Origin of the sequence: Pantoea sp. CTOTU46764 (genome assembly GCF_031974595.1) — a bacterium.
GTDB lineage: Bacteria > Pseudomonadota > Gammaproteobacteria > Enterobacterales > Enterobacteriaceae > Pantoea > Pantoea trifolii.
On sequence record NZ_DALYOQ010000039.1, the window covers coordinates 1 to 16,133 of the forward strand.

15 protein-coding genes are annotated in these 16,133 nt (G+C 56.6%); 14 read left to right on the plus strand and 1 reads right to left on the minus strand.

Going from position 1 to position 16,133, the window contains the following annotated elements; genetic code table 11:
* The 7 genes from RTM06_RS13855 to cheZ form a co-directional block, all read left to right on the plus strand.
* Window positions 1-419, plus strand: a 419-nt coding sequence (locus tag RTM06_RS13855) for a methyl-accepting chemotaxis protein (RefSeq protein WP_312182859.1), incomplete at its 5' end; no start/stop codon positions are given.
* Between the two features lie 320 nt (window positions 420-739).
* A complete protein-coding gene (locus RTM06_RS13860; protein WP_312182861.1) occupies window positions 740-2,398 on the plus strand; it encodes a methyl-accepting chemotaxis protein in 1,659 nt (552 codons plus the stop codon).
* Between the two features lie 220 nt (window positions 2,399-2,618).
* Window positions 2,619-4,295: a methyl-accepting chemotaxis protein gene (locus RTM06_RS13865; RefSeq protein WP_312182863.1), complete on the plus strand. Its 1,677-nt coding sequence runs from the start codon at window positions 2,619-2,621 to the stop codon at window positions 4,293-4,295.
* A 103-nt stretch (window positions 4,296-4,398) separates the two neighbouring features.
* Window positions 4,399-5,274 carry a protein-glutamate O-methyltransferase CheR gene (gene cheR, locus RTM06_RS13870; protein WP_101764604.1) on the plus strand — a complete coding sequence of 292 codons (876 nt, stop codon included), beginning with the start codon at window positions 4,399-4,401 and terminating at the stop codon, window positions 5,272-5,274.
* Window positions 5,271-6,320, plus strand: a complete 1,050-nt coding sequence (locus RTM06_RS13875; protein ID WP_008102868.1) for a chemotaxis response regulator protein-glutamate methylesterase — start codon at window positions 5,271-5,273, stop codon at window positions 6,318-6,320. Before cheR ends, RTM06_RS13875 begins: the two co-directional genes overlap by 4 nt.
* A gap of 39 nt (window positions 6,321-6,359) precedes the next feature.
* Window positions 6,360-6,749: a chemotaxis response regulator CheY gene (cheY, locus tag RTM06_RS13880; RefSeq protein WP_312182867.1), complete on the plus strand. Its 390-nt coding sequence runs from the start codon at window positions 6,360-6,362 to the stop codon at window positions 6,747-6,749.
* A gap of 9 nt (window positions 6,750-6,758) precedes the next feature.
* A complete protein-coding gene (cheZ, locus tag RTM06_RS13885; protein WP_008102872.1) occupies window positions 6,759-7,400 on the plus strand; it encodes a protein phosphatase CheZ in 642 nt (213 codons plus the stop codon).
* A 127-nt stretch (window positions 7,401-7,527) separates the two neighbouring features.
* On the opposite strand, the gene RTM06_RS13890 is transcribed toward cheZ, so the two are convergent.
* Window positions 7,528-8,346: a DeoR/GlpR family DNA-binding transcription regulator gene (locus RTM06_RS13890; RefSeq protein ID WP_256696291.1), complete on the minus strand. Its 819-nt coding sequence runs from the start codon at window positions 8,344-8,346 to the stop codon at window positions 7,528-7,530.
* Window positions 8,347-8,722: 376 nt separating this feature from the next.
* On the opposite strand from RTM06_RS13890, the gene RTM06_RS13895 reads away from it, so the two are divergent.
* The 7 genes from RTM06_RS13895 to RTM06_RS13925 all read left to right on the plus strand — a co-directional run.
* Complete coding sequence (locus RTM06_RS13895; RefSeq protein ID WP_312182870.1) at window positions 8,723-9,520, plus strand: GolD/DthD family dehydrogenase; 798 nt, start codon at window positions 8,723-8,725, stop codon at window positions 9,518-9,520.
* 62 nt (window positions 9,521-9,582) lie between these two features.
* Window positions 9,583-10,518, plus strand: a complete 936-nt coding sequence (locus RTM06_RS13900) for a D-ribose ABC transporter substrate-binding protein (protein WP_265296970.1) — start codon at window positions 9,583-9,585, stop codon at window positions 10,516-10,518.
* Between the two features lie 42 nt (window positions 10,519-10,560).
* The gene (locus tag RTM06_RS13905) at window positions 10,561-11,172 is read left to right on the plus strand and encodes a DUF2291 domain-containing protein (protein WP_312182873.1); all 612 of its coding nucleotides are present in this window, start codon (window positions 10,561-10,563) and stop codon (window positions 11,170-11,172) included.
* Window positions 11,173-11,181: 9 nt separating this feature from the next.
* Window positions 11,182-12,702 (plus strand): sugar ABC transporter ATP-binding protein, encoded by a 1,521-nt coding sequence (locus RTM06_RS13910; RefSeq protein WP_312182875.1) that lies wholly within the window; start codon window positions 11,182-11,184, stop codon window positions 12,700-12,702.
* A 20-nt stretch (window positions 12,703-12,722) separates the two neighbouring features.
* The gene (locus tag RTM06_RS13915) at window positions 12,723-13,790 is read left to right on the plus strand and encodes an ABC transporter permease (RefSeq protein WP_154194790.1); all 1,068 of its coding nucleotides are present in this window, start codon (window positions 12,723-12,725) and stop codon (window positions 13,788-13,790) included.
* An 11-nt stretch (window positions 13,791-13,801) separates the two neighbouring features.
* Complete coding sequence (locus RTM06_RS13920) at window positions 13,802-14,599, plus strand: glucose 1-dehydrogenase (RefSeq protein ID WP_312182878.1); 798 nt, start codon at window positions 13,802-13,804, stop codon at window positions 14,597-14,599.
* A gap of 277 nt (window positions 14,600-14,876) precedes the next feature.
* Window positions 14,877-16,133: YchO/YchP family invasin (locus RTM06_RS13925; RefSeq protein WP_312182880.1), on the plus strand; the 1,257-nt coding region annotated here is incomplete at its 3' end.

Below are 16,133 nucleotides of genomic sequence, written 5' to 3' on the forward strand. Positions count from 1 at the left end.
AAGATTCCGTCCAACGTGTGAACAGCGGATCTGAACTGGTTGGTACCGCCGGTGAAACCATGAGCGATATCGTTAATGCGGTGACGCGCGTCACTGACATCATGGGCGAAATTGCCTCGGCGTCGGATGAGCAGAGCCGTGGTATCGATCAGGTCGGTCAGGCGGTAACGGAGATGGATCGCGTGACGCAGCAGAACGCCTCGCTGGTGGAAGAGTCAGCGGCGGCAGCGGCCTCGCTGGAAGAGCAGGCCAGCCGCCTGAGCCAGTCAGTGGCGGTATTCCGCGTACCGCGCGCGGCGCAAGCGCAGCAGCAGGCCAGAGCTGGCATGCGTCATCCGCAGATCGCACCACCGACGCTGGGCACACCGCGTAAAGCGGTGACCGCTGCAGCGGGGGAGGGTAACTGGGAGACGTTTTAAGTTTCGGAGTGGTCGGTCCCTCACCCTAACCCTCTCCCACACGTGGGAGAGGGAACTGTCCGAGCCAGCATGTGGCAGCGTCTCCCTCTCCCGCCTGCGGGAGAGGGCCGGGGTGAGGGACAACCCGCACAATACCCAATGCGCCTTTATCGCTCATCCGATAAAAGGCGCATTTTTTTTACTGTTAATTTCTTTAGTTATAAAACACTGCAATCCTGCTCAAACGCAGAGTTTTAATTCGTAAAGTAGCTTAAGCACCCTGAAATATTCAGATTAACGGTCGATAACTGGGGAAGCTGAAACGCATCCCTGGAGAACCCATGTTAAAACGAATCAATGTTGTGACCAGCCTCATCGCCGTATTGCTGGTGTTTGGCGCTTTACAATTACTGTCGGGTGGCCTGTTCTGGTCCGCCTTACAAAAAGATAAAGAGGCGTTTGCGGTAGCGCAGATCTCCTCCAACAACGTCGGCGCAATGTCCGATGCCTGGATTGAACTGAACCAAACCCGCACGGTGCTCAACCGCGCCATGTTGCGTATGCAGGGCACCATGGCCGCGCAGGCCAATGGCGGCCAGCTGGCGGCGTTAATTGCGCAAACTGAAAAGCAGCTCAATATCGCTGCCGGCCACTATCAACGCTACTACGACTTACCGGCCACGCCGGGCTTGCCGGACGCGCTGCGCGATAAGCTGGAAGCAAACTACGCCGCCTTTAACGACGGTTTGAAAGCGATGCTGGAACGCCTGAAAGCCAACGATCTGCAAGGCATGTTTGCGCAGAACATCGAAGCAAAACAGGTGGCGATGAAAGCCACTTACGAAGAGTGGCGCACTGAGCAAAGCAAATTAGCGGCAGAAGGCGTGGCGCAAAACCAGCGCGCCTTCCAGACCATGATGTGGTTGCTGGCGTCCGTAGCACTGGTGGTGATTGCGGTGATCGTCGGCTGCTGGTTCGGCCTGCGTAGCGTGCTGATTCAGCCGCTGCATCAGCTGCTGGCGCATATTCGTCATATCGCCGCGGGCGATCTCACGCAACATATCGTGGTGGAAGGGCGCAATGAAATGAGCCAGCTGGCCGGCAGTCTGCACGAGATGCAGCAGTCACTGGTTAGCACCGTGGGCAATGTGCGTGACGGTTCTGATGCGATTTTCACCGGCGCCAGCGAAATCGCCGCCGGGAATAACGATCTTTCGGCGCGTACCGAAGAGCAGGCCGCCTCACTGGAGCAGACTGCGGCCAGCATGGAGCAGCTCACCGCGACTGTGAAACAGAATGCCGAAAATGCGCGTCAGGCATCGCAGCTGGCGCTCAGCGCGTCTGACACCGCACGCAAGGGCGGCGAGGTGGTTGATGGCGTGGTGCGTACCATGCAAGATATCGCCGGCAGTTCGAAGAAGATCGCCGATATTATCAGCGTGATTGATGGCATCGCTTTCCAGACCAACATCCTGGCGCTGAACGCGGCGGTAGAAGCGGCGCGCGCCGGTGAACAGGGTCGTGGTTTTGCTGTGGTAGCCGGTGAAGTGCGTAACCTGGCACAGCGCAGTGCGCAGGCGGCGAAAGAGATCAAAGGCTTGATCGAAGACTCGGTGAACCGCGTCAACAACGGTTCGCAGCTGGTTGGCACTGCCGGAGAGACCATGAATGATATCGTCGGCGCCGTCACGCGCGTCACCGATATTATGGGCGAAATCGCCTCGGCATCGGATGAGCAGAGCCGGGGTATCGATCAGGTAGGACAAGCGGTAACCGAGATGGACCGCGTCACCCAGCAGAACGCTTCGCTGGTGGAAGAGTCCGCCGCCGCTGCTGCGTCACTGGAAGAGCAGGCGAGCCGCCTGAGCCAGGCGGTTTCGGTGTTCCGCATTGCGCGCGCCGCCCAGGCAGTTAAAACAACGTCTGTCCGACACACCATCAGTACACCGCGTAAAGCGGCTGCCGCGCCGGTGAGTGACGGTAATTGGGAGACGTTTTAAGTTTTGAGTCGTTTGTCCCTCACCCTAACCCTCTCCCACAAGTGGGAGAGGGAACTGTCCGAGCCTGCATATGGCAGCGTCTCACTCTCCCGCCTGCGGGAGAGGGCCGGGGTGAGGGACAGCGAGCACTAGCCAAGCTGGTCCAACCCCTGCGAACACACATAAAGATCCCTCTTTAAGCGCCGATAACAGAGGCGTTCCGCCAACCAATGAGGTGTTTATGTTTAGTCGTATTCGTGTTGTATCCGGCCTGCTGTGCGTGCTGGCGCTGTTTGCCTTACTGCAGCTGTTCTCCGGTGGAGTGTTCTACTCCACGGTCAAAGCCGATAAAGATAATTTTGCCTATAACCAGCGTCTTAGCACGCTGCAGCGGGCGATGGGCACCTCATGGGTATCGCTGGTTCAGGCGCGTAACACGCTGAACCGTGCGGGGATCCGTTACCTGCTGGACAGTCAGCAGGCTGGCTCAGGCGCAACCGTGAAAGATCTGGTGGCGCTGGCGAGTGAGGAGTTGAAGAACGCCGATCAGGGTTTTGCCGAATTTAACGCCAACCTGTCTGAAAAGGGCAAAAAGGCCGAGAACGTGCTGACGCTGCAGGCTAACTACAACGCCTATCGGGGTGCATTGGGTGAGTTGATCGATTTCCTCGGTAGCGGAAATTTCAAAGGATTTGTTGATCAGCCGACGCAGGGATTCCAGGACAAATTTGCCAAAGATTACAACGCGTGGCTGAGCTACAACATTGTGCTCGCCAATCAGGGCATTGAAGCAAATGACGCGGCGTATACCAAGTCCATCATGCTGGTGGTCGGCACGCTGCTGGTGACCTTGCTGGTGATTGCGCTGGTGTGGAGCGGCATGCGTGCGGTGCTGATCCGTCCGCTGAAGCAGAGCATCGAGCACATTCGTCACATTGCGCGTGGCGATTTGACGCAGCAGGTCGACATCACGGTGCGCAACGAGATGGGCGAGTTGCTCACCTCGGTGCAAGAGATGCAGCAAGAGTTGGCGCGGACGGTGCGTACCGTGCGTGACGGTTCCGATGCCATCTACACCGGTGCCAGCGAAATCGCCATGGGCAACAACGATCTCTCCTCGCGTACCGAGCAGCAAGCGGCTTCGCTGGAAGAGACCGCTGCCAGCATGGAGCAGTTGACCGCCACCGTGAAGCAGAACGCCGAAAACGCCCGTCAGGCGTCGCAGCTGGCGCTCACCGCCTCGGAAACCGCGCAGCAGGGCGGCAAAGTGGTGGATGGCGTGGTCACTACCATGAAAGAGATTACTGGCAGTTCGAAGAAAATCGCTGACATCATCAGCGTGATCGATGGCATCGCCTTCCAGACCAACATCCTGGCACTGAACGCGGCGGTAGAAGCGGCGCGCGCCGGTGAGCAAGGACGTGGATTTGCTGTGGTAGCGGGCGAGGTGCGCAGTCTGGCACAGCGCAGCGCGCAGGCGGCGAAAGAGATTAAAGGATTGATCGAAGATTCGGTTAGCCGCGTCAACACCGGTTCTGTGCTGGTGGAGAGCGCCGGGGAAACCATGACCAACATCGTGAATGCGGTTACGCGCGTCACCGACATCATGGGCGAAATCGCCTCGGCGTCGGACGAGCAGAGCCGTGGTATCGATCAGGTCGGTCTGGCGGTGAACGAGATGGATCGCGTGACGCAGCAGAACGCCGCGCTGGTCGAAGAGTCGGCAACTGCGGCAGCGGCGCTGGAAGATCAGGCCAGCAGACTGAAACAGTCGGTTGCGGTGTTCAATATCGGTAAAGAATTTGTCGTTCAGGCCGTTAACGTATCTACAGCGGCAAAAAATTTGCGTTCCGGCACGCCAAAAGCACTGGCACCGGCAGGCGCACGTAGCACTGACGATAACTGGGAAACCTTTTAATCCTTGTGGCCGCCGCAAGGCGGCCCATAAGAATGGCGCGACTGGCAGCACAGTAGCAACCGCAGTATCACAATTTAAACAGTTTGTTGCCGGGTGACCTGAAATGAAAAAATCGACGTTATTGGATCAAAGTGAAGCGACCACGCTGCTCTCGCAAATGGTGCAGCGCTTACCGCTCTCAGATACGCATTTTCGTCGCATTAGCCAGCTGATCTATCAGCGCGCGGGCATTGTGCTGGCCGACCACAAACGCGAGATGGTCTACAACCGTTTAGTGCGTCGTCTGCGCATGCTGAATATTGATGACTTTGGCCGCTACCTGGCGCTGCTGGAGCAGGACCAAAACAGTGCGGAGTGGCAGGCGTTTATTAACGCGCTGACCACCAACCTGACCTCTTTCTTCCGCGAGGCGCATCACTTCCCGATCCTCGCGGATCATGCGCGTAAGCGCACGGGTAATTACAGCGTCTGGAGCACCGCCGCCTCAACCGGCGAAGAGCCGTACTCCATCGCCATGACGCTGGCGGAAACGCTGGGCACCGGTCCGGGTAAATTCCAGGTCCATGCCAGCGATATCGACACGCAAGTATTAGAGAAAGCCGTGGCGGGCGTGTATCGCCAGGAAGAGCTACGCACGCTATCGCAGTCACAGCTGCAGCGCTTTTTCCTGCGCGGCACCGGTCCGCACGAAGGCATGGTGCGCGTGCGTTCCGACCTCGCCAACATGGTGAACTATACGCAACTGAATTTACTGGCACACGACTGGGCGTTGCCGGGTCCGTTCGACGCAATTTTCTGTCGCAACGTGATGATCTATTTCGATAAAGAGACGCAGGAACAGATTCTGCGCCGTTTTGTGCCCCTGCTGAAACCCGGTGGTCTGCTGTTTGCCGGGCATTCCGAGAACTTTAGTCAGATCAGCAAAGAGTTCTGGCTGCGTGGACAGACAGTCTATGGACTGAGCAAGGAAAGACGATGAGCAAAATCACCGTGATGTGCGTGGATGACTCTGCGCTAATGCGACAGTTGATGACCGAGATCATCAACAGCCATCCCGATATGGAGATGGTCGCGAGTGCGCCAGATCCGCTGGTGGCGCGGGATTTAATCAAACAGTACAACCCGCAGGTGTTGACGCTGGATGTCGAGATGCCGCGTATGGATGGCCTCGATTTTCTCGAGAAGCTGATGCGCCTGCGTCCGATGCCGGTGGTGATGGTCTCCTCGCTGACCGGTAAAGGTTCAGAAGTAACGCTGCGCGCGCTGGAGCTGGGTGCGGTGGATTTCGTCACCAAGCCGCAGCTCGGTATTCGCGAAGGCATGCTGGCTTACAGCCAGATGATTGCCGATAAGATCCGTGCCGCCGCACGCGCCAAGCTGCATGTGCGTGCCTCCACGCCGATGCCGGTGACGCTGAAAGCGGGCCCGCTGCTGAGCAGTGAAAAGCTGATCGCCATCGGCTCTTCTACCGGCGGTACCGAGGCGATTCGCCATGTGCTGCAGCCGCTGCCAGCGACCAGCCCGGCGCTGCTGATTACTCAACATATGCCGCCTGGCTTTACCCGCTCGTTTGCCGAGCGTCTGAACAAGCTGTGCCAGATCACCGTGAAAGAGGCGGAAGACGGCGAGCGTATTTTGCCAGGCCACGCCTATATTGCGCCGGGCGCCATGCACATGGAGCTGGGCCGTAGCGGTGCCAACTATGTAGTGAAACTGAATGATGGTCCGCCAGTGAATCGACACAAGCCATCGGTGGATGTGCTGTTCCGTTCGGTGGCGGTGCACGCAGGACGAAATGCGGTGGGTGTAATCCTGACCGGGATGGGAAACGACGGTGCGGCCGGGATGCTGGAAATGCATCGCGCGGGCGCCTGGACCATCGCGCAGGATGAAGCCAGCTGCGTGGTATTTGGTATGCCGCGCGAAGCGATTGCGATGGGCGGCACCAGTGAAGTGGTCGATTTAGGCCACATCAGTCAGCACATGCTGGCGAAAATTAGCGCCGGACAGGCATTGCGAATTTAACGAGCCCGTCCTGCTGGACGAGACAACACGGGAGTAGATATGGCTGATAAAAATATGCGCTTTTTGGTGGGGGATGACTTCAATACGATGCGTCGTATCGTCCGTAACCTGCTGAAAGAGCTTGGATTCAATAACGTCGAAGAAGCAGAAGACGGCGTCGATGCCCTGACCAAACTGCGTGCCGGCGGCTTTGATTTCGTGGTTTCCGACTGGAACATGCCGAACATGGACGGTCTGGAACTGCTGCAAACCATCCGCGCTGACGCCACGCTGAACAAACTGCCGGTGCTGATGGTGACCGCGGAAGCGAAGAAAGAGAACATCATCGCGGCCGCGCAGGCGGGCGCCAGCGGCTACGTGGTGAAACCGTTCACGGCGGCCACGCTGGAAGAGAAGTTAGGCAAAATATTCGAAAAACTGGGTATGTAAGGAGATGTGATGAGCGACCTTCCGAAATCAACCGAAGAAGCCTCGGCACACGACATTATTACCCGCATCGGCTCACTGACGCGCATGTTGCGTGACAGTCTGCGTGAGCTGGGGTTAGACCAGGCGATTGCTGAAGCGGCGGAAGCCATTCCTGACGCGCGCGATCGTCTGGATTATGTTGTGCAAATGACGGCGCAAGCGGCAGAACGTGCGTTGAACTGCGTTGATGCAGCGCAGCCACACCAGGACCAAATGGAAGCCGGCGCTAACCAGCTGAAAGGCCGTTGGGATGCGTGGTTTGAAAATCCGATTGAACTGACTGATGCGCGCGAGTTGGTTTCGGATACGCGCCAGTTCCTGACTGACGTTCCGGGACACACGTCGTACACCAATAAGCAGTTGCTCGAAATCATGATGGCGCAGGATTTCCAGGACCTGACCGGTCAGGTGATCAAGCGCATGATGGATGTGATCCAGGAGATCGAGCGTCAGCTGTTGATGGTGCTGCTGGAGAATATGCCAGAAGCCAACGCCGCGGCGCGTAAAGAGGGCAACAGCCTGCTGAACGGTCCGCAGATCCACGCCAATGCACCTGGCGTGGTGGCGAACCAGGATCAGGTTGATGACCTGCTGGATAGCTTAGGGTTTTAAAGACGTTTGCCCTCACCTTAACCCTCTCCCACACGTGGGAGAGGGAACCGATCGAGCCTGCATATGGCAGCGTCTCCCTCGCCCGCTTGCGGGAGAGGGCCGGGGTGAGGGACAGCGCGTACCGTACCTACACCGCGCGCTTCTGCGCCAACGCCAATTGCGCCACCAACACTTCCACGCCTAACGCCTCAAACGCCGCAACCTGCGCCGGAGAAATGCCGCTGTCGGTAATCAGATAGTGAATATGGCTCCAGTCGCACGGCAGCGCGAACATCGACACCTTATCGATCTTGCTGGAATCCGCCACCACGTACACGGTGTTGGCTGAGTTGATCATCGCCATTTTCACCTTGATATCGGTCTCACTGGGAAAGCTCAAACCCAGACGCGGCGAGATACAGGCCGTGGCAAGAAACAACTTTTCCGCCAGCACGTTTTCGAAAAACGAAGCGGCTTTCTCGCCCGAAGTCGAAAGCGTCGGGAACTTGAACGTCCCGCCGGTCAGCAAAATATTAATGCCCGGCTCGCCGCCCAGCTTCAGCGCGATATTCACCGCCGTGGTAATCACCGATAACCGACGAATATGGCTAATCGCCTCGGCAATCGCCGTGGTGGTGGTACCGGAATCGAAAATCACCGTGTCGCCATTCTCTACATGCTGCGCGGCAAGTCGGCCAATCGCCTGTTTTTCTTCAAGATGCGTCTGACGCTCCAGCAGCATCGCGCCGGTATTCTGCTTGCCGGTCATCAAGGTGGCACCGCCGTGATAACGCTGCACGTGACCCTCTTGCTGCAACATGCGCAGGTCGGTGCGAATAGTGGCTTCGGTCAAGCCGAAGGTGTCGGTCAACGCTTTAACCGTGACGGTGCCGTCTTCGCGGATCATCTCCAGAATCTTCTCACGGCGCTGCTGCATATCAGCCAGCTGCTCAGTTTTGCTTTTCAATCGAAATGCTCCCTCTTTCCAATCACGGTCTGGTTTCGCCAATAAGGAAACCCGAGCTGATTTTACTCTGCGTTTTGGGCATTTGCGAGGCAGCTTCCAGAATCACTGGTTTTCGAATGAAAATCATCATCTGCTATGCGATTGATTTCGCAGAAAGCCACTAGCTGGGCTCTCCATGTCATAAATTTAGTCATTTACGCAAAGTTAATAAAATCATGGGGATAATTTTTCTTGCTGCGATTTGTATGAAATTTGATCTCCTCCACAAACCGTTATTAAACGATAGCTTATATTTTTGTTCGAAAATGATATTTACTAAAACGATAACCCGGCCAGCCGTAAGCAGAGCCGCCGTACACCATTATGGAGAGAGACGATGAGTGGGGAATATGACGTTAACCTGCGCTACGGCGTGAACATTGAGCAGGATTTAACCGGTAAAGTGGCGGTGGTCACCGGCGGGCTGGGCGGGATTGCGATGGCCAGTAACGCCATGCTGCTGGAGAAGGGCGCACGGCTGGCGCTGCTCTATCCGCCCTTCGAAAGCGACAAAGTGGCGGGCGTGCAGGATCAGTTTGCTGCCGATCGCGTGTTGCTGGTGTGCTGCGACGTGACCGATCCCGCCTCGGTTGAAGCGGCATTTGATGATGTCGAACAGCATTACGGCAAGATCGATATCCTGGTGAACTGCGCGGGCTACGTGATGTTGCAACCGGTGTTAGAAACCGATTTTGCCGAGTGGCAAAAGCAGATCGACGTCAATCTTACCGGACCTTTCCTCTGCTCGCAGGCGGCCGGTAAACGCATGGTGCGCGCCGGTAACGGCGGCAAAATCATCAATATCGCCTCGCAGGCCGCTTCTATCGCTATCGATAACCACGTTGCCTACACCTCAGCCAAAGCCGGTCTGCTCGGCATGACCAAAGTGATGGCTAAAGAGTTCGCTCCCTATCGAATAAACGTTAATACCTTATCGCCCACCGTGGTGCTGACGCCGATGGGTGAAAAAGCCTGGCGCGGCGAGAAGGGCGAGCAGATGAAAAAGCTGATCCCCCTCGGACGCTTTGCCTATACCGACGAAATCGCCGCCGCGGTGCTGTTCTTCGCCAGCAACGGCAGCGACATGATCACCGGCGCAGATTTAATGATCGACGGTGGCTTTACCATCTGGTAAGCCGCGCCAACACCAGAACGGCTGACCTGCGTGACCCAATATAACAATGAGAGAACCTCACCATGAAAAAACGTACCCTGCTGTTAACTGCAATTGCCAGTTGCCTGATCTCCCAAGCCAGTTTCGCTGCCGATAAAGGCACCATCATGATTCTGGTGAACTCGCTGGATAACCCGTATTACGCCTCCGAAGCCAAAGGTGCCAACCTCAAAGCGCAGCAGCTGGGCTATAAAACCAGCGTGCTGTCGCATGGCGAAGATGTGAAAAAACAAAGTGAACTGATTGATGCCGCTATTGGCAAAAAGGTGCAGGGCATCGTGCTGGATAACGCCGACTCCACCGCCAGCGTGGCCGCCATCAAAAAAGCCAAAGATGCCGGTATTCCGGTGGTGCTGATTAACCGTGAAATCCCGGTAGATGATGTGGCGCTGGCGCAGATCACCCACAACAACTTCCAGGCCGGATCTGACGTGGCCAACGTGTTTGTTGAGAAGATGGGTGAAAAGGGCAGCTACGCGGAACTCACCTGTAACCTCGCCGACAACAACTGCGTGACGCGCTCCAAATCCTTCCATCAGGTACTCGACCAATATTCCGACATGAAAAGCGTGGCGCGTCAGGATGCCAAAGGCACGCTGATTGACGGCAAACGCATCATGGACAGCATTCTGCAGGCGCATCCCGATGTAAAAGGGGTGATCTGCGGTAATGGTCCTGTAGCGCTGGGCGCGATTGCGGCACTAAAAGCGGCGGGCCGGAACGACGTCATCGTGGTCGGCATTGACGGCAGTAATGATGAACGTGACGCGGTGGAAAAAGGCGACCTGAAAGCCACGGTGATGCTGCAGGCGCAAGCCATCGCCGCGCAGGGCGTGACCGACCTCGACAACTTTATTCAGAAAGGCACCAAGCCTGAGAAACAGCGCGTGATGTTCCGCGGCATTCTCATCACGCCAGACAACGCTAAAGGCGTGCAGGACTTTAACTTCAAGTCGTAATCAATGCGGGGCGCCCGTCTAACGGGCGCCCAGGAGAATGTGATGCACAGACGACTCTGGTTACTGCTTCCTGTCGTGATCCTTAGCGGTTGCCGCATTGTGTCGCAGCAGGAGCTGGCCGACCTGAAAAATCCTCCCAATGCCAAAATGGGCAATATTGCCCAAACGTGGCAACAGAAGCTGGTGCCGCAGATTCAACATGATGCGAAGCCGGTGGCTGAGTTGTTGAATGCGCTGAAGTCCGCCAAAGATTTTGATAGCGCCTGCAAAACCTACGGCTATCGCAGTCAGGAAGAGAACCCGTGTGTCTTCAGTGTCAGCGTCAGCGGCGAAGTCACCGCCGTCAACACCACGTCGCGCAATGGCCGGATGACGGTGAAGGATGTGTCCGGTGACAACATCATCGTGCAGGTTGGCCCGATTTTTCCCGGTACGGTGTTACGCGATGCCTACAAAGGTGCCAGCTATCAGGACTTTAACGATCAGGTGCTGTTCGGCGACTACAGTCGCGCGATTAATCAGCAGGCGGCGAACATGATGAGTGCTTTCAAGCCCAAAGTGGGTGACAAAGTGCAGCTTGCTGGCGTGTTTAGCAGCTTTGATACGCCGGAGCAGGTGCCCAATGTGACACCTGCGGCGATTTCACGTCAGTAAGGAGCGGATATGCAACAGCCTCAACATGACGTGATTATTGAAACCCGCAACGTGTCGCGCATCTATCCCGGCGTCACCGCGCTGGATCAGGTCAATTACCGCGTTTATCGCAACAAAGTGAACGTGCTGATTGGCGAAAACGGCGCGGGCAAATCCACCATGATGAAAATGCTGGCGGGCGTGGAGATCCCCTCATCGGGCGAGATTCTGCTGGACGGCGCAGCCGTGTCGCTGAGTTCCACACATCAGGCGGAAAAACTGGGCATCAGCATTATCTTTCAGGAGCTGAACCTGTTTCCCAACATGAACGTGATGGACAACATCTTCATGGCCAATGAGTTTTTCCAGCGCGGTGTGATTAACGAGAAGTACCAATATTCACTGGCCAAAGCGCTGCTGGAACGGCTGGAACTGGATGTCGATCCTTACGCGCCGCTGGCTGAACTGGGTATCGGCCATCAGCAGCTGGTGGAAATCGCCCGCGCGCTGTCAAAGGACACGCGCGTGCTGATCATGGATGAACCGACCAGCGCGCTCAGCCAGTCAGAAGTGAAGGTGCTGTTCAACGTTATTGAGCAGCTCAAACGGCGCGGCGTCACCATCATCTATATCTCACATCGGTTAGAGGAGCTGATGGAGATTGGCGATCACATCACCATCTTCCGCGACGGACGCTTTATCAGCGAGCGCGAAGTGCGCGACGCCTCAATTCCGTGGATCATTGAGCAGATGGTGGGCGACAAAAAGAAACACTTTGATTACCAACCAGCACCCCAGGGCGAAACGGTACTCAGCGTCAGCGGGCTCACCGCGCTTCATCAAAACGGCGGCTTTAAGCTCAATGATGTCTCTTTCTCGCTGCGCAAGGGCGAAGTGATTGGCATCTACGGCTTGCTGGGCGCGGGACGCACCGAGTTGTTCAAAGGGCTAATCGGCATGATGCACTGTCAGTCGGGCAGCGTCAGTCTGAACGGCGAAGCGCTGGAGAAGCGGGGCTTCCAGCAGCGACTGAAAAAAGGCATCGCGCTGGTGCCGGAAGATCGTCAAACCGAAGGCGTGGTGCAGCTGATGTCGATCACCGCCAACATGACGCTCAGCGATCTCAGCCTGCGCGGCTTCCGCCGCTGCTGGCGCATGCTCAATCCGCACAAAGAAAAGCACCGCGTTGATGAAATGATTGGCCATCTCGCCATCAAAGTCAGCGATGCCGAATTGCCGATCACCTCCCTAAGCGGTGGCAATCAGCAAAAAGTGGTGCTGGGCAAAGCTCTGATGACCGGGCCGCAGGTGGTGCTGCTGGATGAGCCGACGCGCGGCATCGATGTGGGCGCCAAAACCGACGTCTATCACCTGATTGGCAACCTGGCGCAACAGGGATTGGCAGTGATGTTCTCCTCGTCCGAGCTGGATGAAGTGATGGCGCTGGCTGACCGCATTCTGGTGATGGCGGATGGTCGTATCACCGCCGATTTACCGCGCGCGGCGGCCACGCGCGAAGCCCTGATTAGCGCCTCAACGCCGCATGATTGAGCCTGCTGGAGAGTAAAACGATGAATCAAAAATACCTGATCTACATGTACCTGCTTAAGGCGCGCACCTTTATTGCTTTATTAATCGTAGTGAGTTTCTTCAGCTTTATGGTGCCTAACTTCCTGACCACCTCCAACCTGCTGATCATGACGCAGCATGTGGCGATCACCGGCTTGCTGGCGATCGGCATGACGCTGGTGATTTTGACCGGCGGCATCGATCTCTCCGTGGGCGCGGTGGCGGGCATATGCGGCATGGTGGCGGGTGCGCTGCTCACCAACGGCGTTCCGCTGTGGGGCGGTAACGTGCTGTTCTTCAACGTGCCCGAGGTGATTCTGGTGGTGGCGCTGTTCGGCGTGGCACTGGGATTGATTAATGGTGCGGTGGTCACGCGACTCGGCGTCGCGCCCTTTATCTGTACGCTCGGCATGATGTATGTGGCACGCGGCGCGGCGCTGCTGTTCAACGATGGCAGCACCTACGCCAACCTCGTCGGCACGCCAGCGCTCGGCAATACCGGCTTCGCCTTGCTGGGTTCCGGTTCGGTGCTGGGCGTGTATATCCCGATATGGATGATGCTCGGCTTCCTGCTGCTGGGTTTGTATCTGACACGTAAAACGCCGCTCGGTCGATACATCTACGCCACCGGCGGCAACGAATCGGCGGCGCGCCTGGCGGGTGTGCCGATTATCAAAGTCAAAGTGTTTGTCTATGCCTTTTCCGGTTTGTGCGCCGCGCTGGTCGGTTTGATTGTGGCGTCGCAGCTGCAAACCGCGCACCCGATGACCGGCAACATGTTTGAGATGGACGCCATCGGTGCCACGGTGCTGGGTGGCACGGCGCTGGCGGGCGGCCGCGGTCGCGTATCGGGCTCGATTATCGGTGCCTTTGTCATCGTGTTCCTTGCCGATGGCATGGTGATGATGGGCGTCAGCGATTTCTGGCAGATGGTGATTAAAGGTCTGGTAATTGTTACTGCGGTGGTGATCGACCAGTTCCAGCAAAAATTACAAAGTAAGGTGGTGCTGCTGCGCAGACATGAAAAAAAGCAGCAATCGGCCGCCCTGCCTGAAGCGACACATGGATAACAGGAGGCAATATGACACGCGATTTTGGTGGCAAAACAGTGGTGATTACCGGCGCATGCCGCGGCATTGGCGCGGGCATTGCGGCGCGCTTTGCCCGCGACGGCGCGCGATTGGTGATGGTGTCGAATTCGGAACGGGTTTTCAGCACTGCGCAGGCCATTGAGCAACAGTTTGGTAATGAGATTCTGGCGCTGCAGGCTGATGTGACCGACGAAACAGAGGTTCAGCAGCTCTATCAACAGGCGGCTGAACGCTTTGGCAGCATTGATGTGTCGATTCAAAATGCAGGCGTCATCACCATCGATCGCTTCGACTCGATGCCGAAAAGCGACTTCGAGAAGATCCTTGCGGTGAACACCACGGGCGTGTGGTTGTGCTGTCGGGAAGCGGCGAAATATATGGTCAAGCAGGGCAGCGGCAGCCTGATTAACACTTCGTCCGGCCAGGGACGTCAGGGCTTCATTTATACTCCGCACTATGCCGCCAGCAAGATGGGCGTGATTGGGATTACCCAAAGCCTGGCGCTGGAGCTGGCGCCGTGGCATATCACGGTGAATGCCTTCTGTCCTGGCATTATTGAGAGCGAAATGTGGGACTACAACGACCGCGTGTGGGGCGAGATCCTCAGCAGCGATAAAAAGCAGTATGGCAAAGGCGAATTAATGGCGGAGTGGGTAGAAAATATCCCGCTTAAGCGCGCGGGACAGCCGGAAGATGTCGCCGGGTTGGTGGCTTTCCTCGCTTCTGACGATGCACGCTATATCACCGGGCAGACCATCAATGTGGATGGCGGTTTAATCTTCTCCTGATAGCTCTCCGTAGGGGCGCCATTTACGGCGACCTAACTTCCAGGTGCCCATTAATGGGCACCCTACAAAACAATTGCCGCATTCGTAGGGGCGCCATTTATGGCGACCTGGCTTCCGGGTGCCCATGAATGGGCACCCTACAAATCCGAAAGTACGCATCATTGTCTTAATCGAAACCAGACATTTCCGGCACTTGCATCAGAATATGCTAGGGTAGACTTATGCACTTTTGTGAGCCACCTCAAATTCTGAACTGGGTCGAACCCTATTTTTAGCTATGTTATCTACTTTGTTATCACTCAAAAGCGTGCGATATCTCTCTGGTTTTTCATTACTTGCTGCATCCGCGCCTGCGCTGGCGTTGATTTCTGACACTAAACTCGCCGATGCGCCGTTTAGCGATCCCACACGTTTCCAGAAAATGGCCGATCAATTGCCCGCGTTGGGCTATCAGGACGAAACTGAAGCGTTTAACAAAAAGCTGGCGACCATTGCCAAAAGCATTGGCGAAGCCAGCCAGAACAGCACCGACGACAATTCGTTAAGCCAACAGGCCGGTCTGTGGGCCTTTAATCATTTCCGCGATGAAGTGGGAAATCGACTGGTCAATGAAGGTCAATCATTGCTGTCGCCGTATGGCAACGCGCAGATCGACTTTAACGTGGACATCGATGGCAACTTTAACGGCAGCGGTGCTTCGCTGCTGACACCGTGGGCGGATAACTATCGCTACCTGACCTTCAGTCAGGTGGGTTTGCATCAAACCGATGATGGGCTGGTGGGCAATGTGGGTCTTGGTCAGCGCTGGATGGCGGGCAAATGGCAACTGGGCTATAACGGCTTTGTTGACCGCATGTTCAGCAGCGGCCTACAGCGCGCTTCGCTGGGTACCGAAGCGTGGGGGGATTATCTGCGCTTCTCCGCCAACTACTACACGCCGCTCTCAGGCTGGCAGGATCGCAATCCCTTCCAGCAGCAGCGAATGGCGCGCGGCTACGATTTCACCACCCAGGGCTATTTGCCGCAGTATCGCCAGCTCGGTGCATCGGTGAGCTGGCAGCAATATCTTGGCGATAACGTCGATCTGTTTAGCTCCGGCAATCGCTACCACAATCCGTCGGCATTGACCTTTGGTGTCACTTATACGCCAGTGCCGCTGGTGACCTTATCCGCCAGCCACAAAACCAGCGACAGCGGTGAGAGCCAGGATCAACTCGGCTTGCGTCTCAACTACCGCTTTGGCGTGGCGCTCAGCCAGCAACTGAGTCCGGATAATGTCGCGGCGGCGCACTCGCTGCGCGGCAGTCGTTACGATAACGTGACGCGCAGCTATACGCCGGTGCTGGAATATCGCCAGCGTAAAACGCTGTCGGTATTTCTCGCCACGCCGCCGTGGCAGCTGAATGGCGGAGAAAGTTTGCCGCTGAAACTGCAGATCCGCAGCACCAACCCAATCACTAAAGTGATGTGGCAGGGCGATACGCAGGCGCTAAGCCTGACGCCGGGTGCTAATCCCAACGATCCGCAGGGCTGG

Coding starts and splice junctions, on each gene's coding strand:
- RTM06_RS13910 (WP_312182875.1), top strand. CDS start 11,182: ATGCAACAGCCTCAACATGACGTGATTATTGAAACCCGCAACGTGTCG.
- RTM06_RS13905 (WP_312182873.1), top strand. CDS start 10,561: ATGCACAGACGACTCTGGTTACTGCTTCCTGTCGTGATCCTTAGCGGT.
- RTM06_RS13860 (WP_312182861.1), top strand. CDS start 740: ATGTTAAAACGAATCAATGTTGTGACCAGCCTCATCGCCGTATTGCTG.
- cheR (WP_101764604.1), top strand. CDS start 4,399: ATGAAAAAATCGACGTTATTGGATCAAAGTGAAGCGACCACGCTGCTC.
- RTM06_RS13865 (WP_312182863.1), top strand. CDS start 2,619: ATGTTTAGTCGTATTCGTGTTGTATCCGGCCTGCTGTGCGTGCTGGCG.
- RTM06_RS13875 (WP_008102868.1), top strand. CDS start 5,271: ATGAGCAAAATCACCGTGATGTGCGTGGATGACTCTGCGCTAATGCGA.
- cheY (WP_312182867.1), top strand. CDS start 6,360: ATGGCTGATAAAAATATGCGCTTTTTGGTGGGGGATGACTTCAATACG.
- RTM06_RS13900 (WP_265296970.1), top strand. CDS start 9,583: ATGAAAAAACGTACCCTGCTGTTAACTGCAATTGCCAGTTGCCTGATC.
- RTM06_RS13915 (WP_154194790.1), top strand. CDS start 12,723: ATGAATCAAAAATACCTGATCTACATGTACCTGCTTAAGGCGCGCACC.
- cheZ (WP_008102872.1), top strand. CDS start 6,759: ATGAGCGACCTTCCGAAATCAACCGAAGAAGCCTCGGCACACGACATT.
- RTM06_RS13895 (WP_312182870.1), top strand. CDS start 8,723: ATGAGTGGGGAATATGACGTTAACCTGCGCTACGGCGTGAACATTGAG.
- RTM06_RS13920 (WP_312182878.1), top strand. CDS start 13,802: ATGACACGCGATTTTGGTGGCAAAACAGTGGTGATTACCGGCGCATGC.